Source organism: Brachyspira sp. SAP_772 (genome assembly GCF_009755885.1).
Classification (GTDB): Bacteria; Spirochaetota; Brachyspiria; order Brachyspirales; family Brachyspiraceae; genus Brachyspira.
In genome coordinates this window covers 508,710-529,481 of record NZ_VYIX01000002.1, presented here as the reverse complement: position 1 = coordinate 529,481, position 20,772 = coordinate 508,710, and the positions used below count along the sequence as shown (strand labels likewise).

The following is a 20,772-nucleotide window of genomic DNA, read 5'->3' as shown; positions in this document are numbered from 1 at the left end:
AAATAAATTAATTATCAATATTTTTTATATTAAAATTATAAAGCATAATAACACTTAAAAAAGCTAATATGGATAATACAGCTCCTCCAAAACCAACCCATTTAAGACCAAAGCTATCAAATATATTACTTCCAACAAATGAACCTAAAGCTATACCAAAATTAAATGAAAAAGAATTATTTGAAGAAGCTAAAGTAATACAAGAAGGATAATCTCTCTCTGTAAAATCTAAAATATTTAATTGTACAGGAGAGTTCATTAAATACATTAAAAATCCTATGCATAATATTACTACAGCAGAAGTTATATAATTATTAAAAGCAAATGGCAAAATAATCATACATATAAATTGAAGCACAAATATAAATCTTAAATTATAAACACCATTATGCTCTGCCAATTTTCCAGAAAGCAAATTACTAAAAAGAACTGCTACTCCAAAAATTAGTAATGCAATACTAATATATTTATTATCTATATGAACATAATTTAAAAATATAGGCTTTAAATAAGTATAAAGTACATAAGAAGAAGCCGCTCCAAAAAGAATTGTTAATGTACTTAATATGAATCTAACATCTTTAAAAATAACAAATTGATGTAATAACTTTATTTTATATTGAGGAGTATTTTTTGGTAAAGAAATAAACATCATTATAAGCATCAATATACTAAAAATAGATATAAAAATAAAAGAAGCTCTCCAGCCAAAATTGTAACTTATAGTAGTGCCTATTGGAACACCAAAAATAGAAGCTATACTAAAACCAGAATAAATCCAAGCTACAACCATAGGTCTTTTTTCTTTAGTTGAAACATAAGGAGTAAATGATATTGAAACAGAAATTAATGCTCCAGAAATAATTGCTAAAAATATTCTTATTATCATTAATAAATTGTAATTAAAAGCTAAAGAACATAAAAAGTTTCCAACAATAAAAAGTATGCTAGTAAATATTATAAAATGAAATCTATTAAACTTACCCGCAATAGCAGCAGAAAAAGGTGTGCATACAGAATAGAATAAAGCAAACATAGAAACTAATCCTCCAGCAATAACCTCACTAACCTTAAAGCTTTCAGCAATATCTGTTAAAACACCTATCACTATAAACTCACAAGTACCCAAAGCAAAACTTAATAAAACTAAAGCTACAATAGCTAATATATTATTTTTATTATTCTCAATCATATTTTCACTCTTTAAAAATTTCCTACTATGATATATGATAAATATCAAAAAAACAATTTACTTTTCGTAAATTTATAAAAAATTATTAAATTATAAAAAATATTTATTTTAAGGGGATAATCCATTTATGAAAAATATAATAAAACTCTCAATCGTATTATCTATTTTTTTATTCTCATGTACTAATAGAAACTCTGTTGAAAATATAGCAAAATATCAAGGTACATATAGAGCAAGTGTTAATACGACACCTGCATCAGAAAGACAATTAATTGTTAATACTGCCACAGTAAAAGTAGATGAAAATAGCTCAATTAATGTGTTAATGGAAGCAGGAAACGCTTATGATAAAAATGTGGATATAGCAAAAGAAGAATTAACTAAAGTAAATGACAATTCATACAGTGCACAAAAAGATGGTAATAGCTACACTTTTACTTTCTATAATGATTATATGAACTTAAACATACATAATACAGATAACAGTATAACAGATGGTCAGCTTCCAAAAGTTCAATAACATTTAAAAATTGTTGAATTTTATTTTTCCTTCTTCAAATAAAAAACCGTAAATAGAGTCATTAAACATATTAATTCCTCTTAATTTATTAAAATCATCAGTACCCAAATATTCTTTGCTGAAGTTCTGCGATACAAATGGATTAGTTTTTATTATAAAATAAAGTCCATTATCCATACCAGTATATATCACCCTGCCATTAGCAGACATACCAACAGCAAGAGCATTATCTCTAGCTGCAATCTTATATGTCTCTTTTAAAGAAAAATTATCCAGAGCTGTTGTAAATATTATATCTTCTTTATGCTTACCATTTTCTATACTCATAGTAAGAATAGCTAAAACATTTTTTTCTGTTATATATTTACAATCTACTATCTCTCTGTAAGACATAGTAGCTTCATCTGTGGTTTCTATATTATCTAAAATATATCTATCTTCTTTTGCCCCCGTATTAATATTGTATACATCCAATATAGGTACTCTTTTATCATCTCTTTTTAATACAGCAAACTTATCATCTTTTAAATAAATTAGTTTTATAACCTTTTCATATTCATTATCAATTATAGAAGATATACTGTATAATGTTTTGCCTTCAGGAGATATCTTATTTAAAGATACAAGTCCAACTTTTGTATAATTAGTATTAGTCACCTGTATGATGTAAGTTTTTATATCAGGAACATCATTTCCTTCAACAGAAGGGCCTTCTGAAGGAAGAGACATTAATACATTTGTAATTGTAATATCTCCAATATATGCCAAATTATATCCTGTTATATATACATTACTGCTATTATCTATAAAAGATATTTTAGAAGTTTCGAGACTATTATATTCCAAATTAAAAGAACTAATATTACTTCCACTAGCTATGACCATTCTAGAATTAGAAACGTCTATAGCATAAACGGTATTATCTTTAATATAATAAAAATCTCCAAAATAATACTCTCCATTCACTTCATATATTTTGGGGCTATTTAAATCCACTATCTCATCTTTATACACATAAATATCTTTACCAAGCTCAAGTTCTGTAACAGTTTTTGCAGGAGCAATAGGAGGCTTAGGCAAGCATGCAAATATTGATATAGATAAGATAATAACTAAAAATAATAATTTCCTCATAATCAAATATAATCCTTATAAAGCTTTGATAAGCTCATCTAAAGTTAAAGTGGAAGTGCCCCTTTTACCAACAACAACTCCCGCAGCAGTATTAGCAATTTCAGATGCCTCTTTAAAAGAAAAACCAACAGAAAGACACATACCAAGAACTGATATTACTGTGTCCCCAGCACCAGAAACATCAAATACACTCTTAGCCTTAGTAGGTATTATATAAACTTCATCTTTAAATGTTTGTATATCTTTATCAAATAATGCCATACCATTAGCACCAAGTGTAATCATAAGCTTTGATAAACTTAATTTTTTTACTATATCATTGCCTAATTTATTTATAGAATCTGTATTGAAATTATAAAAAGGCATTTTACTGTCAGAGCCTTCTACAGCTTCTTTTAAATTCGGAGTCATTAAAGTAGCCTTTTTATAATAAGAAAAATGTTTTATGGCAGGATCAACTAATACTTGTATATTATTTTTGTTGCAAGCGTCTATTATTTTTTTTGCTATTTCTTTAGTGATAACTCCTTTAGCATAATCACTTATAATAACAACATTATATTCTTTTAATTTATCTAAAAAAACATTCTCTATTTTTTTATAAATATCTTTAGAATACGGCTCAACATTTTCTTCATCTATTCTCACTATCTGCTGAGTACCCGCAACAATTCTAGTTTTTGTTATAGTGGGTCTAGTTTCATCTACTATTATACCTGCATTAGATATATTCCAATTATGCATGCTTTCTATAATAGTTTCTGACGATTTATCATTTCCTATAACACCAATAATGCCTATATCGCCTCTTCCTTCCATGTTTAGTAGTGAAGCAATATTTCTAGCCACATTTCCAGCACCGCCTAAATAATTTTCTTCATGATTAACATGCAAAACAGGTACAGGAGCTTCTGGAGATATTCTAATAACATCACCATAAGTAAATCTATCTAACATCAAATCACCAATTACCAATACTCTAGCTTTTATAATATCTTTTATTTTCATACAATACTATTCCTAATAATTATAATTAAATATTATAAACAAAATAAATAAATTTGTAAATGATGAAAAATATTAAAACTTATTAATTGCTTTCTCTTACATATTCTGATTCATCTAAATGTTTTGGAGCTTTCTCAGAAATATCTCTTTTTTCTTTAGAATAAAAATATTCTGTACCAGATATTTTTTTTGAAATATATTTTCTTATATTAGATATATATATTGTAACACCAGGGAAAAAACCTTCCATAGAAGTAATACTGCTTCCTGATAATCTTTCAAACTCCTCGGCCATTTCATTTCTTTTTTGCTCTAAATCTTTGGTTTCTTTTATTATATCAGTGATTCTTTTTAATATTCCCTTTATAGCATCTCGCTTCTCTGGAGCGATTCTTGCTATAAATGCTCTTGGGTCTCTAAAATATTCAGAACCTAATAAAGATTTAATTTTATTAATTTCTTCTTTATTAGTTTTTAGTGTGTTTGTAATTTCTTTAAATAAGGCATCAGCTTCGGGGTCTCTTCCAACCATTATAGTAGTTTTTGATTCACTTATAGCACCAATACTCTTAGCCCAAACTCCATTTAGTGCCTTAATAGAGCCGCCAATTATAACGCCCTTGCCTTCTAATACTATTACTCTGTTGCTGCTTGATATATCTGAATTAACTATCTGCTGACTTATAACATCATCTTTACACATAATCTTAGCATTTCTAATAAAAGAAGAATAAACCTTTCCTTTTATATTGATATCGCTGTCAGGCCCTCCAATAATACCCCCAGAAACAATTAAATTTCCTCCGCAATCTATTTTAGCATCCTCTATATTGCCATAAACTTCTATATTACCTTCTGTTTTTATACTAAAGCCCGGAGTAACATTTTCTTTAATAATAACAGATCCATCAACTTCTATATTTCCAGTAGATAAATCAACCTTATCTATTTCAACAGTATCACTAACCGATAAAGTATTATTACTGCTATTTACAAGTATTCCCCTAATAGCACTTCGTATAGTGATACCGTCATCATCAACTTTAAGATTATTGCCTATCTTATAACAAGTATCCTCATCAAAATTAGCATCTATAATCTCATTATATATATCAAGTCCATCAACAGCAGGCTTCTCTGGAATAAAATGTGCTATTTGAACATTAGCATCTATATTGTGTACAAAACTCCTCTCTTTAAAATCAATAGAACCATCTTCAGATTTTTTTCCAGTGCCTATTGATAAATCATAATCTAAAACAACCTTCTGAACATTGCCATCAACAGGCTTTCTTCCCTCAACAAATACACAGCAAATACCTTCATTATCTTTTAAATTACGCTCTACAAGCTCAGCAATCTTATCATAATCTACCATAAGTTTTATAGGTATCTCAGAAATCATCATTTGTATCTCTTCAAGAGTAAGCTGCCTTTTTGCATCTTTCTGAGGAGGAAGTACTAATACGCCTCTCCATTTATAAGAAACATTAATAACAGGAATAACTGATACAGATTTTAAATCATTATAAGAAACATAACCATAAGTAGTACTCCTATATATGCCTGTCATCTTATCAAACTTTACATTCTTGCCTGCTTTTATACCCTCTCTTTTTGATATAGATTTTAACACTTGCACTCCGGGTACAACATAATATCTTAAAAGTTCATCATACAAACTTTGATCCTCACTATCAGAATCAACAACTTTGTCATATACTTCTCTTATGTCAATAGAATCATCAAAAGCAAATTCATAATTACTTTTATCAATATTAAGATTACCGCTAGTCATCATTTTTATCTCCTTTTATTAAATTACTTTTTGCATAAGAAAAGCATAACATCGCCTTTATTGAATTTTTTCACAAATTTGTCAAAAAACTTTTTTACTATCTTATTAGGTTTTTTCTCTATAGGTATACTTCCCCAAGAGAAATCACTTATTATATTAAATCCAACCTGTTTTAAATAGTTAGAAAGCACAGGTTTTGAAAATAGCCATAAATGCTGAGGCATAACAGCCCTCCAATTAGCACCATATTTTTTAGCAAACATTCCATCAGCATTTGGAGTAGTAATAGCTAAATATCCTCCTTTGGCAAGTATTCTATAAATCTCTTTTAAAGTATAAGCAGGATTTGGCACATGTTCTATAACATGAGAAAAATGTATAAAAGAAAAATAATCATCAGGAAAAGCAACATCTATAAGAGGCTTCTCATAAATATTTAAATTATAATGTTTTCTTGCATATTCTGCAGAAGCCGAGCAAATTTCTATACCAGTAGTATTATAACCCTTACTCTTTAGATAATTAAGAGTCATACCTGTAGCACAGCCTATATCTAAAACATTTTTATTTGGAAGTTCATTTTCTATTCTTTCAAAACCTATATCTTTTAAAGCAAGACGTATTAATGCAAAAAAATTATCATGATTAGCTACTTCATATTCAAAATAGTTATCATCATATATGGCATCAATTTCTTCTTGAGTGATAATAGGGTCTTGAAATATAAGTCCGCAATTTGAACATTTACTATAACTTACTAAATCTGTTTTTATATAGGGTTGATATTCATTGCTGCCGCAAAATTCACATTTTCGTTTTTCCACAATATACCTCGTCTATTCGTAAAGTCGGAAATAAACAACATTTCTTTAGCAATTAATAATTTTATTTAATATAATAAAAATAATAAAAAATACAAATATTACTCGGTTTTATTGTTAACAGTTAATACTATTTCTGTGTTTATTGTTATTACTTCATTAGCATTAGGTACTTGCGACAATACCACATTATTATCATAATCTGGATTATTGTCATCAACTTTTGGAAGTATTTTAACATTAGGCATTTGTGAAATAATGTCATTAGATATTATACTAACAGCTTCATCGTAAGATTTTCCTATAAGGTCTGGCATTTTTACTAAAATTTGCTCTGGTACATTTACAACCAAATAAACTGTTCTTCCTCTTTTTACTCTCATTCCGCCTTTAGGCTCCTGACTTACTATTGTACCTAATGGATAATCTTTAAAATAGTGTGATTGTATATTTAAATTCATATCTTCTTTTGCTAGTACATTAAAAGCTTCAAATGCTTCTACTCCCTGTACATCTGGAAGTACAAAAGACTCTCCTCCTGCTTTTACCACTATAAAAACAACAACTGAAACTATTATTCCCTGTAAAACAAATAAAAATATAGCAAAAATTATTAGCCTTTTTATCACTAAAAGAGATTTATCTTCTGTCAATATTCCCTTAGGAAGTATTTTATTCATAAACTTCTTTATATAAGCATTATAAAAATTATTAACCTTAGACTTAATTTTTTTAAATAACTCTTTCATAAATATAATTATTACTCCATTTATTTTATATCAATTAAAATATTCATTTATATTTAATTTATTGCCGCATAAAAACTCTTTTACGCTTTGTCTTTTTTTGCCCTCTCTCTGAAGCTCTTTTATAATATATATTCCATCTAATGCCTGAACATGTATACCTTCATTATCAACATGAACTATTTTACCAAAATCATTGCTGTTATTTTTGCTTTCTTTATATTCGCTTTTAAAAACCTTTATAGAAATATCATTATAATAACAATAAGCAACAGGCCAGCGTACAAAGGCTTTAGTCATATTATAAAGTTCTAATGCACTTTTATTAAAATATAGCCTTCCATCTTCTTTTTTTATTTTAGTACAATAAGTAGCTTTACTGTCATCTTGTTTTTTTAGATTATGTATATATTTATCAGCATTATCAAAAAACTCTTTTAAAATGCAAACTCCGCTTTTTTTGATTTGTTCATAAAGTTCATTAAATTGCCAACTATTGTCTATATCAAACTCATCTTGCAATATAACATCGCCCTCATCAAGTTTATAATCCATCTTCTGTAATGTAGTGCCTGTTTTGTCAAATCCATAAAGCAAAGCATGTTCAACTGGGCTTGCTCCTCTTAGTATAGGCAAAAGCGAGCCGTGAATATTCATAGGCATTATTTTTGGTATAGACAATGTTCTTTTTGAAAGTATTTTACCATATGCCACAACTATAAAAAAATCAGCATTAAAATCAACTAATGTATTATAAAAATCATCGCTGTTAATATTTTCTGGCTTTAGTAAATTAAGATTATTTTCTAATGCTGTAACTGTTACAGGATTTGGTATAATATTTCCTTTTCTGTCTTTTTTTGTGTCTATTGTAGAGATTACTGCTGATATATTTACATTATTCATTTTCATTAATTGCAAAATACAATCAGAAGTGAAATCTGTAGAACCTGCTATTATTACATTATACATGCATTTTATTATATCTGTAATATGCTTAAAAGTCAATTATAATAAAAACTAATAAAAATATTTTTATAATTGTATTTTTATTTTACTCTTTATATATTATAATAAGTTTATAAACTATTATAAGGGGAATGTTTATGATGAAATATGTTTTAACAATAACAATACTAATATCAAATATGGTTTTTGCCTATAATCAAACTTTTAAGGTTGGAGAATATATTAAATATGATGTTTTGGCGCAAGTACCAGAGTTTAATATAAGCGGAAAGGTTGGAACACTTGAAGCTAAAGTACTTGCAATTAGCAATGTAGATGGAGTTCCTGCTTATCATTTATATGCTCATGTTTATGGAACTAGAGCTGCTAACCTAATATACAGAATAAGTGATGTATTTGAAGCTTGGGTATCTACAAATGATTTTACTCCTTTACTAATAGTTAAAGATGCTCAAGAAGGAGAATGGACTAATTATGAAACTTCTAAATTTAATCATAAAGAAAGATATTTTATTTATAATGATAAAAGAGCAACTAATGAAAAAATAACTTATGAGGGTTTAGCTTTTGATGGTTTATCATTAGTATTTTTCATGAGATTTGTTGATAAAAATATTGGAACATTTTCTATTGATTGGCTTGAGGCTAGAAATGTAAAAAAAGGTATTAGATTTATAATAGAAGATGGTCCGGAAATAAAAACAAAATTAGAAAGAGGAAAATTAAAAACTGTAAGAATATATGAAAATGGAAAATATGGAACAGACGCTTTAATAGCAAAAGATAAATATAATCAGATACCTTTAGATGTTATAATAGCAGAGCAAAAATTATATGGGCTCACTATTAGAGTAAGAGGTATTATAAGAGAGTATAAAGACGGAAAATGATATTAAAAAAAAATATAGAAGTTTTAAAACTAAATAAATATAATATAAATGCTATAAAAAAAATTGAAAATGTTGATAGTAATGATAGCTATGAAATAAAGTTTAATAAAAATAATTTTATAAATGTATCATACAAAAATAAAGCTCTCACCTCTCTTTATGCACCAATAGAAGAAGCTAAAAGATTGATAGAGCAGTATATAAAAAATAATGATGCAGATTATATAGCTATATTTTTGTCTGTAGCTTCTTTTTATCATATAGATTATTTTTTGTCATTAAATACTAAAAATAAAGCTATAATAATAGAAAAAGATATAGAGTTATTAAAGCTTATACTTTCAAATATAGATATAAAAAATGCTGATAGAATAATTATATTATCAGAAGAAAAAGATATTTTATTATTTTTTAATAATTTTATTAAAGAGGATAATGTTAAAAAACTTGTGGTTATAAGACATATAAGAGTTTCTAATATTAGCGAAGAAAATAAAAACTATTATGACAATATTACAATACAATTATCAAATATCATAAAAGAGAGATTAATGTCTCTTACATCAAATTATTATTTTGCTCCTATATGGGCAAGAAACATTATTTATAATATGCATTCTAATTATTCTTCTAATAATTATTCTATAGAAAGCTTTAAAAATTATTTAAATAAAGAAACTCCTCTTCTTTTAGTATCTGCTGGTGCTTCCATAGATAATTATATAGAAAAAATAAAAGAGTTATCAGAAAGCCATTTTGTTTTGGCAGTATCTCATTCATTAAATACTCTTCTTAATAACAACATAAAACCAAATGCAGTAGTATCCACAGACGGAGGTTTTTATTCTTTAATACATATATTAAACCTTTTTAAAGAAGAGAGTATATTGCTATTTACAACGCATACATCATACCCAGTAAATAGCATAAAAAAAGAAAGGAAGTTTTTTTTCTCGCACAATGAAAGCCTTGAAAAAATATTATATAACACACAAGACAATATTTATTTTCCTATGGAAGGAAGCGTTATAATGCCTGCTTTAAGAATAGCAGAGTTTTTGAACCCTAAATATATTCTTCTTGCAGGATGCGATTTCTGTCATGTTGATGATAAAAGCCATTCAGAATATTCAAATGCAATAGCTTTAGATTTTATTACAAGCAATAAGATAAACACATTTGAGACAAAAAAATATAAAAGATTAAATGATGATAATAAAATAAAATGCTTTGATGATTGTTTAAGAAATACTTCCTCTTCGCTTTTAAGCTACAAAGCTCATTTTGAAAGTTTGATTGCATATTTATCAAAGAATATAGATTTTTTCACACTTACAAAAGAATCAGCAAAAATAAAAAATGTAAATATATATGATAATATAAAAAACTCTAATAATAAACAATTAAAAGATTTTAACTATATAGAAGAAAAACAAAATAAAGAACTATTAAAAAATAAATTATCATTATTAATAACAAATATTAATTCTAATAATTTTTCTGATGATATAAATACAATATTAAATATGATATCCCCATGGCATAGAGATGCTTTTATAGAAGGAAAAATAAAATATGATGAATTAAAAGATTATATAAATAAATGGTATGATGATGTATATGATTTAATAGATTAAATATAATTTAGATAAATATCTTTTTTACATTATTTAATAATAAGCGATTTTATTATATAATATTTCACTATAGTTATTTTTTGCAGGGCTTTGCCCTTAACGAAGTACACACCGTGCAGCACCTCACTTCTTTTGTGACCGTAGGGAGTCATTCAGGGCGACCGAAGGAAGTGCCTGTGGTATTGGCACAAAGAAGCAAAAAGACTGCAATTTGATGTATTAAATCTATAAATTACAAAATATTTTTATACACAAAATTATACAATGCATTTTTCAAATTACTTTTGATATAAGTCTAATTTTTTTAAACTATATCTAAAGGCATTTTTCTGTTAGGCTTAGGAAACTCTTTATTTAAAAGCTCTATATCTTCTTTATCTAATACAATCTTTTGAGAATTAATATTTTCTAATATATGTTTTTCACTTGAGCTTTTTGGTATGGGAACTCTCTTATCAAAAGACATTATAAAAGCTAATGCTATTTGACTTGGTAAAGCATTATGTTTTTTTGCTATATTTTTAACGACACTATTGTTTAATAAATCTTTGCCCAAATCTCCAGCCTGTGCTAAAGGACAATAAGCCATTAATACAATATTTCTCTCAAGCATATAAGAAGCCAAATCAAAATCAATACCACGAGAAGCTAAATGATATAACACCTGATTAACAGCACATTTATCTCCATTTTTTATACTCTCAAGCTCTCTCATATCATCTACATCAAAATTAGAAACTCCCCAATCTCTTATAAGTCCCTCTTTTTTAGCCTCTTCCATACATTCAACAGTTTCTCTCAAAGGAATACGTCCCCTCCAATGAAGTAAATACATATCCAAATAATCAAGCCCCAAACGACTTAGAGAATTTTTTAAACTAGTAAATAAATTATCTCTGCCAGCATTATGAGGATAAACTTTAGAAACTATAAAAAACTCTTTTCTATCTATATTTGCTTTTTTTAAAGCTTCTCCAACTATTATCTCAGCTCCGCCCTCTCCATACATCTCTGCAGTATCTATTAGTTTTACACCATTTTTTAAAGCACATTCTATAGCTTTAATTTCTATGCCGCTCTTTTTAGCATTCTCTCCCATTCTCCAAGTGCCTATTCCAAATTTAGGCATTTTGTTTGAAGATTTTAAAATATAACTCATAATCAAAACCTAATATTTATTTATATAAAAATCTTTTAATTTTTTTAGTAGGATTCTTTTCAAACTCTTCTTTTTGTATTTCAAAACTAGAAATTCTAGCAAAATCTGGAATCAATTTATTAATATTCTCTTTGATTTTTTCTAATTCCCTGTTTATCTCTTCTTCGTTTAAATCTTTTATTTGCTCAGCATCCAAATATACCAAAGCATGAAGTTTGTTTTCTCTTTGAACAATTAAAGATTCTAATATATAAGGCATACTGTTTAATTTACTTTCAATCTCCTCAGGATAAATATTCTGTCCGCTAGGTCCAAGAAGCATATTTTTACTTCTTCCTCTTATAAATATTCTATTTCCCTCTCCAAGTACGCCCAAATCATTAGTTCTAAGCCAGCCATCACGAGATAAAACTTCTGCAGTAGCTTTAGGGTTTTTGTAGTACCCAAGCATAACATTTTCACCCTTAACCATAATGTCCCCAACTTCATCACTGCTGTTAGAATCAATCTTCACTTCTAATGTGTCTATTATGCATCCGCAGCTTCTAGCCACATGCTTATCCCATGGAGAATAACTAATTAAAGGTCCGCATTCTGTCATGCCATAACCCACTGTAAACTTAAAACCTATATCCATTAAAAATCTTTCAACTTCTTCATTTAAAGCACTCCCTCCAACTATTACCTCATGAAAGTTACCGCCAAATGATTCTGTTAATTTATCTCTAATTTTATTTTTTAATATTTTAGATATAAAAGGGAAATTTAATAATTTTTTCATTATAGGCTTATCTATTGTAGGCTTTAATTTTTTGAAATAAATCTTCTCCAAAACTAAAGGCACCATAAGTATTAAATTGGGTTTTACCTCATCAAAAGCCTTAAGCAAAATATTAGGGCTAGGTATTGCACTTAGCATATATATACAAGCACCTTTAGAGAAAGGAAATAAAAAATCAAACAAACATCCAAATACATGTGCTAAAGGCAAAAATGAAAGTATATGGTCATTAGATTTTATAGGCATATTGTCTATTGCAAATCTTACATTGGCAGCAAGCGAATTATGATTAAGCATAACACCTTTACTAAAACCAGTAGTTCCAGAAGTATATATTATAGTAGCTAAAGTATCATTTTCAAATATATTTAATGAAAAAGTTTCTCTGCTGAAATTTTCTAATTGCACATCAAGAATATCATTATACTCTTCTGTTAAATCATTTTTGTGGTCGAATATAGTTAAATTATCCAAATAAAATATTCTATTTAAAAAGCTCAACTTTTCTTTATCAATTTTTTCTAATATATACTTATCCATAAATAGATACTTAGAGCCAGAATCATTTAATATAGAAATAATATCATCTTTAGCAAAATCAACTAATATAGGCACAACCACAGCCCCATAACTTACTATAGATAAATAAGTTAAAGCCCAATTTGCAGAGTTAACCCCGCATAATGCAATTTTATCTCCCTTATATATCTCCATTCTTTTAAATATAGTATGCATTTTTAATATATGCTTAGCTACATCAGAATATTTTATAAAATTATCCTTACCATAATCACAAAAAGCATTAATATCCCAATTTTCTTTAATAGAGTTGAAAATATACTCAGACAATTTTTCATTAATCATAAAATAAAACCTCCTTAAAAATTATTACACTATATGAGCAACATATCTAAACATAAAAACAGCATGACATACATTAGACAAAATTAAAAGAGAATAAAATAGAGGAAGAAATAAAGTATATCTTTTATTAACTTCATACATAGCAAGCCTATAAAACACCATAGCAATATTTAAAAGTAAAAAAGCATTTAAATAAAGTATAGTACCATATTCTCCAACCGATAAAGCAATTTTTGGTATAGCAATAAGCCAAACCCAATTTAGAAGAAAGTAATATATAGTTTCTGTAAATCCTCTCCACCTATAGCTAAATACACTTCTTAAAGTAATACCAAGTACGCAAAGCCCAGTAATAACGCCAAAAAAGCTCCAACCCCAACCATTTTGAAGTAATATCAAACAAGGAGGTATATAAACTCCCCATATCATCATAATAAAAAAAGCATGCGAAAGTATATAGAATACTTTTTTTGCTTTATTGTTGAAAGGAAAAAAATGATATATAGCATTAATTATATAAAAGATTATTAAAAAACTAGAATAAAGCGAAAAAGAAGTGGCTTCTAAACCGTTTTTAGAGTTTACTATTAAAACAACTAAAACAGCAATAGCTGAACTTGCACATATTATGCATATAATAGCACATATTATTGAAACATTTTTTTTAATTAAAACACTCATAATTTTATCTTATATTTTATTTTATATAAAGTAAATGGTCATTTTTAACTATTTACTAAAATTGCATAATATCATTCCAATACCTCTCAAAATATCTATGCATGCCTAATCCAGCAGAAAAATAATTATAAATCTTGTGAAAATCTTTTGAAGCCTCTTTAAAAGAAGAATTATTAATATAACCTTTCTTAGCCATATAAAGCAAACATATAGAAGGCGAACGCGACATACCAAAATTGCAATGAACTAACACTTTTTTATCTTTAATTTTTCTATCTATAAAATCTATAGCCCTTTTAATCATAGGTGAAGCATAATCATAGGAAAGACTAGATATGTCAAGCAAGTTTAAATACAAATCATCATTATTCTCATAAAAAGTTTTGTTTCCAACAGCCCCATTAACACCTCGTACAAAACAACTTTGACAAGCATGCACTATAGCCCCCTCAAAAACGCTGCAATCATGGTCATTTCCCACATATAAATTATGACAAAGCTCAAACATAAAAATCTCCAATTGTTATACTATATTTTGTCATATAAGCTTTTTTATTCAACTTTTTCCCGCCGCAAAAAGTCTTTACCCTTCGGGTACGCTTCGCGAAAGTGCAATTATTAGAACTTTATATCCTAAAGATATATTATAATCACTTAGGTATACGCTATACCAAAAATGAATATATGTCATTAACTTCTACTATGTTATCAGTATTAACTATATCATATACATCAGTCTTTATTAGCAATGTTTTTAAAAAAGGTATTTTTATAATGTCGCTGTCTCTATCCCCTATCATAAAAGAAGAAGTTAAATCTATATTATATTTTTTGCATGCTGTTAAATGCATAGCAGCTTCAGGTTTTCTCAATACCGAAAGAAGTTTATACTCTTCAACATTTCCTTTTATATGATACGGGCAATAATAAAAATCATCTATAATAGCATCATGTTTTTTATACTCTTCATAAAGATAGTTATGAACATTCTTCACATCATCATTAGTATAATAATTGTAAGAAACTCCTGCCTGATTTGTGGTTACTATTGTAATATAATTTTTTTCATTGGCATGTTTTACTATACCTAAAAAATCATTTTTTATTTTTACTCTATCAACCTCTCCAATATATCCAACATCTTCCATAAGCACCCCATCTCTATCCAAAAATAAAGCCTTATTAATTTTTTTATTTGTATCGGGAATATATAAAGGTATGCCATATAGATTGCAATTATTAAATGCTTCGCTTATGATTAAATTAAAACTTTCATTATACTCAAAAACTTTATTATCATACACAATTAAATCTGATATAGAATATCCAGACAATGGATTTTGAATATTATCTTTTATTATTTTATAGTTATCATCTATCGTATATAATTTATTTTTATTATTAAAATCAAATGTTAATCCAACAACTACTGCATTGCTATTATTTAAATTATTATAAAACAAAAGAAAGAAACTTTTTATTTTATCATATACTATTTTATCAAAATTATTCATAGCTAATAATATATTATAGTTTCATCAATATTTCAAATTTTTATGAATTAAACATTTAAAATTAAAAAATTTGTTTTTTTAATATTACTTTTTTTAGTAATTTCTTTTAATAAAATTGACAAGCATAAAAATAAAACTATACTATATTATAAGAAAAAAATTTATTTTTTTTAAATCTAAGTAAAAAAATCTATCAAAATAATAATAGTAGGAGATTATCATGGCAACAAAAAAGATGGTTTACTTCTTTGGTAATGGTAAATCTGAAGGAGCTAAAGAGACAAAAGCATTATTAGGCGGTAAAGGTTTAGGTCTTGCCCAAATGACAGAAAGTAAAGTACCTGTTCCAGCAGGATTTACAATTACAACAGAAGTTTGTGATTATTACTCAAAAAACAAATCATACCCTAAGGGTCTAGAAAAGGTAGTTGATGAGAATATTAAAAAGCTAGAAAAGGCTATGGGAATGGAGTTTGGTAATGTTGATAAACCTCTTCTCGTATCTGTACGTTCTGGTGCTGCTATATCTATGCCCGGTATGATGGACACTATACTTAATCTTGGAATAAACGAAAACGTAGTTAATGGAATTATTAAGAAAACTAATAATCCAAGGTTTGCTTGGGACGCTTATAGAAGATTTATACAAATGTTTGGCGATGTAGCTATGGGCGTTGATCATGATAAATTTGAAGAAATCCTTGACGAAAGAAAAAAAGCTATAGCACCAAAAATTGGTAAAGCTGAAAAAGAAGTTAAAGATACTGATTTAGATGTAGAAGAATTAAAAATCGTAGTAGAAAAATATAAAGCTATGTATAAACAAGAGATGGGTGAAGCTTTCCCAGATGACCCTAAAGTACAATTATGGCATGCTATTAATGCTGTATTTAGAAGCTGGAACAACCCTAGGGCTGAAGCTTATAGAAAATTAAATGATATAAGAGGACTTTTGGGTACAGCTGTAAACGTTCAGGCTATGGTATTTGGTAATATGGGAGAGACTTCTGCTACAGGTGTATGTTTCTCTCGTAACCCTGCTACTGGTGAAAATAAATTCTATGGAGAGTTTTTAATTAATGCACAAGGTGAAGATGTTGTTGCTGGTATTAGAACTCCTCAAGAAATTACATTAGAAGGAAGTAAAGAATGGGCTAAAAATAATGGTAAAAGCGAAGAAGAAAGAAAAGCTAAATATCCTTCTCTTGAAGAGGTTATGCCTGATGTTTATAAACAATTAGTAAGCTATAAAAATCAATTAGAAAAATATTATAAAGACATGCAGGATATGGAGTTTACAATTCAGGAAGGCAAACTTTATATGCTTCAAACTCGTAATGGTAAGAGAACTGCTGCTGCTGCTGTAAGGATTGCTGTTGAACTTGCTGAGGCTAAGATAATTTCTAAAGAAGAAGCTTTAATGAGAGTTAATCCTGCTGATTTGGATCAGTTACTTCACCCTATGTTTGACCCTAATGCTAAAAAAACTGCTAAAGTGCTTGCTAAAGGTTTAAATGCTTCTCCAGGTGCTGCTGTTGGTAAAGCTGTATTTGCTGCTGAGAGAGCTGAGGCTATGAAAGAAGCTGGAGAATCCGTTGTACTTGTTCGTATAGAGACTAGCCCTGAAGACATTAAGGGTATGAATGCTGCTGAAGGTATATTAACTGCAAGGGGCGGAGCTACTTCTCACGCTGCGGTTGTTGCTCGCGGTATGGGTAAATGCTGTGTTGCTGGATGTAGTGAATTAGATATTGATTACAGTCAAAAACTTATGAAAGTTAATGACACTGTAGTTCGTGAAGGTGATTACATCTCTATAGATGGTTCCACTGGTGAAGTAATGCTTGGACAAGTTACTACTAAAGAGGCCGATATGTCTGAAGACTTTAGAAAACTTATGCAGTGGGCTGATGAGATTAGATTAAAAAATAAATTTGAAGTTCATACTAATGCTGACACTCCTAATGATGCACAAATCGCTAGAAAATTCGGTGCTGAAGGTATTGGTTTGTGCCGTACTGAGCACATGTTCTTCAATGCTGACAGAATCAAAAGCGTAAGACAGCTTATACTTGTTGCTGAAGAAGTGAAACAATTAAGAGAAAAATTAGAAGAAGCTAAAAAAGTAGGTAAAGCTGATTTGGTTGAAGAATTAGAAAGACTTTATAAAGAACCAAGAAAACTTTATGATGATGCTTTAGATAGTTTATTCCCTATGCAAATGGAAGACTTTGTGGGTATATTTACTGCAATGAGCGGTTATCCTGTAACAGTAAGACTTCTTGATCCGCCTTTGCATGAGTTTATTCCTCATGAAGATTCTCAATTACAAGAATTATCAAACGAAATGAATGTTCCTTTTGAAAAACTAAGAGCTATTAGAGATTCTTTACATGAGTTTAACCCAATGCTTGGACACAGAGGCTGCCGTCTTGGTATCACTTATCCAGAAATCTATGACATGCAGGCTAGAGCAATAATTGAAGCTGCTGTTAAAGTTAAGAAAAATGGAGTAGATGTTCATCCTGAAATAATGATTCCTCTTGTTGGTACTCTAAAAGAGCTTAAAATGATAAAAGATAGAATTATTAAAATAGCTGATGAAGTATTCTCTAAAGTGGGAGATAAAGTTGCTTATAAAGTTGGTACTATGATAGAAGTTCCAAGAGCTGCTTTGGTTGCTGACAAGATTGCTACAGAAGCTGAGTTCTTCTCATTCGGTACTAATGACTTAACTCAAATGGGAGGCGGTTTCTCAAGAGATGATGCAGGTAAGTTCTTGAAAGATTATGTTGATAAAGAGATATACGAAAAAGATCCTTTCCAATCATTAGACCAAGAAGGTATTGGAGAGCTTTTAAGAATAGGTGTTACTAAAGGAAGAGCTGCTAACAAAAAACTTGTTGTTGGTATATGCGGTGAGCATGGAGGTGATCCTGCTACTGTTATGTTCTGTTATGATATAGGTCTTAACTATGTAAGCTGTTCTCCTTATAGAGTACCTATTGCTAGACTTGCTGCTGCTCAAGGTGTAATTAATGCTTCTTCAAAAAACAAAAAAACAAGCGTTAAAAAAGAAGTAAAAAAAGTAGCTAAAACTGTTAAAAAAGAAGTAAAGAAAGAGATTAAAAAAGATGCTAAAAAGGCAGCTTCTACAGTAAAAAAAGCTTCTAAAGATGTTAAAAATGCAACTAAAAAAATAGAGAAAGTTGCTAAGGCTGTAAAAAACACTGTAAAAAAAGAAGTGAAAAAAGCAGTATCAAAGAAAACAAACTCTAAAAAATAATCTTTTATCTTTATAATTTGTAGCCTGTGTGCGATATTAGCATGCAGGCTTTTTTATTTTGTATACTAAAAAGTTTATCAATTTTTATTATTGTTCTTTTTCCCGCAGCTCGCACCCATACCTAAAGGTACTTCCTACGGTCGCAGGCACTTCCTTCGGTCGCGGTGCGTACTTCGTCAAAAGAACCAAAAAGTGCAAATACTATAGCTTTGTATATTTTTGAATATGTATAAACTATATTGTAATACCAACATTTTAAGCTAAACAATGCAGTTCTTTTGGTTCTTTTATACCAATAAAAGAACTGGGGGTGTGGGGGCAAAGCCACCACAAATAAAAATTTAAAATATATTTCAGTTTAGAACTTTTCAGTGTATATTGAAACAATAATTTTTTATCAACTTTTTTGTCGCTCAAAAAAGTTGCAAAAAACGCAAGTACTATAGCTTTGTATATTTGGAATATGTATAAAATATAGAATCTCGTAAAGCATATCCAAAGAATATATGGCATTAGACATTCAAAACATAAAAACTCAATTAAACTTAAAAATGTTATTTACAAACGAAAAATATAAAATATAATAAAAGCATGAAATATATATCAAACCTACACACACATACCACCTACTGCGATGGAAAAAACACTATAGAAGAAAATATATTATATGCAATAGAAAAAAACTTTATAAGCTTAGGTTTCTCTGGGCATTCTTATTTGCAGTTTGATAATTCATCTATGTCTATAGAAAATACAATTAAATATTTTGAAGATATAAAAAAATTTAAAGAAATATATAAAGATAAAATTCAAATATATTCAGGAATAGAAGCAGACTACTATTCAAATATAAATGCAAATCTAGATTATAGAATAGGCTCTGTGCATTTTATAAAAGATGATAACAATAATTACTTTCCTATAGATGCCTCAAAACAAAACTTTGAAAACACATTAAAACATTTTGGAAATATTAAAGAAGTAATATTGAGATATTATAATAATGTAATAGATATGATAAACAATCAAAAACCAGATATCATAGGACATTTAGATTTAATTAGAAAATATAATTTCAATAAAGAATATTTTACAGAAGAAGAAGATTGGTATATAGAAAAAATTAACGAAGTAATAGAAGCAATAAAAAACTCAAACTCTATAGTAGAAATAAATACCAGAAAAATGAATAAAGATAATTTAAACGCGCACTATCCAAGTACTTACACTATAAAAAAATTATTAAAATTAAATATACACATTACAATAAATACAGACGCACACTCTGCAAATGCTTTAGATTATTTTTATTATGAAATGGCAGAAAAATTAAAAACTCTAGGCTGCACTAAAATAAAAATGCTTATAGACAACTCATTTAAAGATATAAGTCTAAATTAATTAAACGTATTTTTCCATTTGATTGTAAATAATTTCTGCTAAACCAAATGTTTTAGTTTTAGAGAACTCTTTAGCATACTCATCATATAGCATATCTTCAAATATCTCTTCTGCCATACCACCGTCTATAAGTCCGCTTTTATTTACAGTCTTTCTCATCTCTTTAAGCATTTGATTAATCATTAAAGATTCAAAATCTTCAGAAACTTCTCTTAAACGTTTTTTTTGAAACTCTTTATCAGTAACATTTTCAGAAGTATTTTCTATACTAAACTTTGTACCATAATTTTGATACTCTCTTTTAGTGTTGTTAAGTTTATTTAAATTAGCTGTTCCAATACTTAAACTATATTTATCAGTAATATTCATAT

The 20,772-nt window shown here is 28.1% G+C and carries 18 protein-coding genes; 5 read left to right on the top strand and 13 right to left on the bottom strand.

Annotation, left to right across the window (positions count from 1 at the left end):
- Nucleotides 1–7 precede the first annotated feature (7 nt).
- The gene (locus GQX97_RS07530; RefSeq protein ID WP_157151332.1) at nt 8–1,192 is read right to left on the bottom strand and encodes an MFS transporter; all 1,185 of its coding nucleotides are present in this window, start codon (nt 1,190–1,192) and stop codon (nt 8–10) included.
- A gap of 127 nt (nt 1,193–1,319) precedes the next feature.
- Here GQX97_RS07530 and GQX97_RS07525 point away from each other — a divergent pair, with 127 nt between their 5' ends.
- Nucleotides 1,320–1,712 (top strand): hypothetical protein, encoded by a 393-nt coding sequence (locus GQX97_RS07525; protein WP_157151331.1) that lies wholly within the window; start codon nt 1,320–1,322, stop codon nt 1,710–1,712.
- 3 nt (nt 1,713–1,715) lie between these two features.
- Here the strand turns inward: GQX97_RS07525 and GQX97_RS07520 are convergent, their stop codons facing one another.
- The 6 genes from GQX97_RS07520 to fmt all read right to left on the bottom strand — a co-directional run bounded on the left by GQX97_RS07520 (nt 1,716) and on the right by fmt (nt 8,191).
- Complete coding sequence (locus GQX97_RS07520) at nt 1,716–2,846, bottom strand: hypothetical protein (protein WP_157151330.1); 1,131 nt, start codon at nt 2,844–2,846, stop codon at nt 1,716–1,718.
- Nucleotides 2,847–2,861: 15 nt separating this feature from the next.
- Nucleotides 2,862–3,854: a D-glycero-beta-D-manno-heptose-7-phosphate kinase gene (rfaE1, locus tag GQX97_RS07515; protein WP_157151329.1), complete on the bottom strand. Its 993-nt coding sequence runs from the start codon at nt 3,852–3,854 to the stop codon at nt 2,862–2,864.
- An 82-nt stretch (nt 3,855–3,936) separates the two neighbouring features.
- Nucleotides 3,937–5,652: a FapA family protein gene (locus GQX97_RS07510; RefSeq protein WP_157151755.1), complete on the bottom strand. Its 1,716-nt coding sequence runs from the start codon at nt 5,650–5,652 to the stop codon at nt 3,937–3,939.
- 23 nt (nt 5,653–5,675) lie between these two features.
- Nucleotides 5,676–6,476, bottom strand: coding sequence for a class I SAM-dependent methyltransferase (locus GQX97_RS07505; protein ID WP_157151328.1), 801 nt, complete (start codon nt 6,474–6,476; stop codon nt 5,676–5,678).
- 98 nt (nt 6,477–6,574) lie between these two features.
- A complete protein-coding gene (locus GQX97_RS07500) occupies nt 6,575–7,222 on the bottom strand; it encodes a PASTA domain-containing protein (protein WP_157151327.1) in 648 nt (215 codons plus the stop codon).
- 30 nt (nt 7,223–7,252) lie between these two features.
- Nucleotides 7,253–8,191: a methionyl-tRNA formyltransferase gene (gene fmt, locus GQX97_RS07495; protein WP_157151326.1), complete on the bottom strand. Its 939-nt coding sequence runs from the start codon at nt 8,189–8,191 to the stop codon at nt 7,253–7,255.
- A 134-nt stretch (nt 8,192–8,325) separates the two neighbouring features.
- On the opposite strand from fmt, the gene GQX97_RS07490 reads away from it, so the two are divergent.
- The gene (locus GQX97_RS07490; protein ID WP_157151325.1) at nt 8,326–9,078 is read left to right on the top strand and encodes a DUF3108 domain-containing protein; all 753 of its coding nucleotides are present in this window, start codon (nt 8,326–8,328) and stop codon (nt 9,076–9,078) included.
- Nucleotides 9,075–10,715 (top strand): motility associated factor glycosyltransferase family protein, encoded by a 1,641-nt coding sequence (locus GQX97_RS07485; protein WP_157151324.1) that lies wholly within the window; start codon nt 9,075–9,077, stop codon nt 10,713–10,715. Before GQX97_RS07490 ends, GQX97_RS07485 begins: the two co-directional genes overlap by 4 nt.
- A 304-nt stretch (nt 10,716–11,019) precedes the next feature.
- Here the strand turns inward: GQX97_RS07485 and GQX97_RS07480 are convergent, their stop codons facing one another.
- The 5 genes from GQX97_RS07480 to GQX97_RS07460 all read right to left on the bottom strand — a co-directional run bounded on the left by GQX97_RS07480 (nt 11,020) and on the right by GQX97_RS07460 (nt 15,714).
- Nucleotides 11,020–11,874: an aldo/keto reductase gene (locus tag GQX97_RS07480; protein ID WP_157151323.1), complete on the bottom strand. Its 855-nt coding sequence runs from the start codon at nt 11,872–11,874 to the stop codon at nt 11,020–11,022.
- A 16-nt stretch (nt 11,875–11,890) separates the two neighbouring features.
- Nucleotides 11,891–13,519 (bottom strand): AMP-binding protein, encoded by a 1,629-nt coding sequence (locus GQX97_RS07475; RefSeq protein WP_157151322.1) that lies wholly within the window; start codon nt 13,517–13,519, stop codon nt 11,891–11,893.
- A gap of 24 nt (nt 13,520–13,543) precedes the next feature.
- Nucleotides 13,544–14,200, bottom strand: a complete 657-nt coding sequence (locus tag GQX97_RS07470) for a hemolysin III family protein (RefSeq protein ID WP_157151321.1) — start codon at nt 14,198–14,200, stop codon at nt 13,544–13,546.
- Between the two features lie 55 nt (nt 14,201–14,255).
- The gene (locus tag GQX97_RS07465; protein WP_157151320.1) at nt 14,256–14,708 is read right to left on the bottom strand and encodes a dual specificity protein phosphatase family protein; all 453 of its coding nucleotides are present in this window, start codon (nt 14,706–14,708) and stop codon (nt 14,256–14,258) included.
- A 157-nt stretch (nt 14,709–14,865) separates the two neighbouring features.
- The gene (locus GQX97_RS07460; protein ID WP_157151319.1) at nt 14,866–15,714 is read right to left on the bottom strand and encodes an HAD-IIIA family hydrolase; all 849 of its coding nucleotides are present in this window, start codon (nt 15,712–15,714) and stop codon (nt 14,866–14,868) included.
- Nucleotides 15,715–15,934: 220 nt separating this feature from the next.
- On the opposite strand from GQX97_RS07460, the gene ppdK reads away from it, so the two are divergent.
- Both ppdK and GQX97_RS07450 read left to right on the top strand, forming a co-directional pair.
- Nucleotides 15,935–19,000 carry a pyruvate, phosphate dikinase gene (ppdK, locus tag GQX97_RS07455; RefSeq protein WP_157151318.1) on the top strand — a complete coding sequence of 1,022 codons (3,066 nt, stop codon included), beginning with the start codon at nt 15,935–15,937 and terminating at the stop codon, nt 18,998–19,000.
- Nucleotides 19,001–19,591: 591 nt separating this feature from the next.
- Nucleotides 19,592–20,401, top strand: a complete 810-nt coding sequence (locus tag GQX97_RS07450; protein ID WP_157151317.1) for a histidinol-phosphatase — start codon at nt 19,592–19,594, stop codon at nt 20,399–20,401.
- Here the strand turns inward: GQX97_RS07450 and GQX97_RS07445 are convergent, their stop codons facing one another.
- On the bottom strand, nt 20,402–20,770 hold the full coding sequence (locus tag GQX97_RS07445; RefSeq protein WP_157151316.1) for a rod-binding protein: 369 nt from the start codon (nt 20,768–20,770) through the stop codon (nt 20,402–20,404).
- Nucleotides 20,771–20,772 lie beyond the last annotated feature (2 nt).

Bases quoted from the DNA above. Each gene is read 5' to 3' on its own strand.
- GQX97_RS07480 (WP_157151323.1), bottom strand. From the start codon at position 11,874: ATGAGTTATATTTTAAAATCTTCAAACAAAATGCCTAAATTTGGAATA.
- GQX97_RS07450 (WP_157151317.1), top strand. From the start codon at position 19,592: ATGAAATATATATCAAACCTACACACACATACCACCTACTGCGATGGA.
- GQX97_RS07490 (WP_157151325.1), top strand. From the start codon at position 8,326: ATGATGAAATATGTTTTAACAATAACAATACTAATATCAAATATGGTT.
- GQX97_RS07470 (WP_157151321.1), bottom strand. From the start codon at position 14,200: ATGAGTGTTTTAATTAAAAAAAATGTTTCAATAATATGTGCTATTATA.
- fmt (WP_157151326.1), bottom strand. From the start codon at position 8,191: ATGTATAATGTAATAATAGCAGGTTCTACAGATTTCACTTCTGATTGT.
- ppdK (WP_157151318.1), top strand. From the start codon at position 15,935: ATGGCAACAAAAAAGATGGTTTACTTCTTTGGTAATGGTAAATCTGAA.
- rfaE1 (WP_157151329.1), bottom strand. From the start codon at position 3,854: ATGAAAATAAAAGATATTATAAAAGCTAGAGTATTGGTAATTGGTGAT.
- GQX97_RS07530 (WP_157151332.1), bottom strand. From the start codon at position 1,192: ATGATTGAGAATAATAAAAATAATATATTAGCTATTGTAGCTTTAGTT.
- GQX97_RS07525 (WP_157151331.1), top strand. From the start codon at position 1,320: ATGAAAAATATAATAAAACTCTCAATCGTATTATCTATTTTTTTATTC.
- GQX97_RS07465 (WP_157151320.1), bottom strand. From the start codon at position 14,708: ATGTTTGAGCTTTGTCATAATTTATATGTGGGAAATGACCATGATTGC.
- GQX97_RS07520 (WP_157151330.1), bottom strand. From the start codon at position 2,846: ATGAGGAAATTATTATTTTTAGTTATTATCTTATCTATATCAATATTT.
- GQX97_RS07475 (WP_157151322.1), bottom strand. From the start codon at position 13,519: ATGATTAATGAAAAATTGTCTGAGTATATTTTCAACTCTATTAAAGAA.
- GQX97_RS07485 (WP_157151324.1), top strand. From the start codon at position 9,075: ATGATATTAAAAAAAAATATAGAAGTTTTAAAACTAAATAAATATAAT.
- GQX97_RS07445 (WP_157151316.1), bottom strand. From the start codon at position 20,770: ATGAATATTACTGATAAATATAGTTTAAGTATTGGAACAGCTAATTTA.
- GQX97_RS07500 (WP_157151327.1), bottom strand. From the start codon at position 7,222: ATGAAAGAGTTATTTAAAAAAATTAAGTCTAAGGTTAATAATTTTTAT.
- GQX97_RS07510 (WP_157151755.1), bottom strand. From the start codon at position 5,652: ATGACTAGCGGTAATCTTAATATTGATAAAAGTAATTATGAATTTGCT.
- GQX97_RS07460 (WP_157151319.1), bottom strand. From the start codon at position 15,714: ATGAATAATTTTGATAAAATAGTATATGATAAAATAAAAAGTTTCTTT.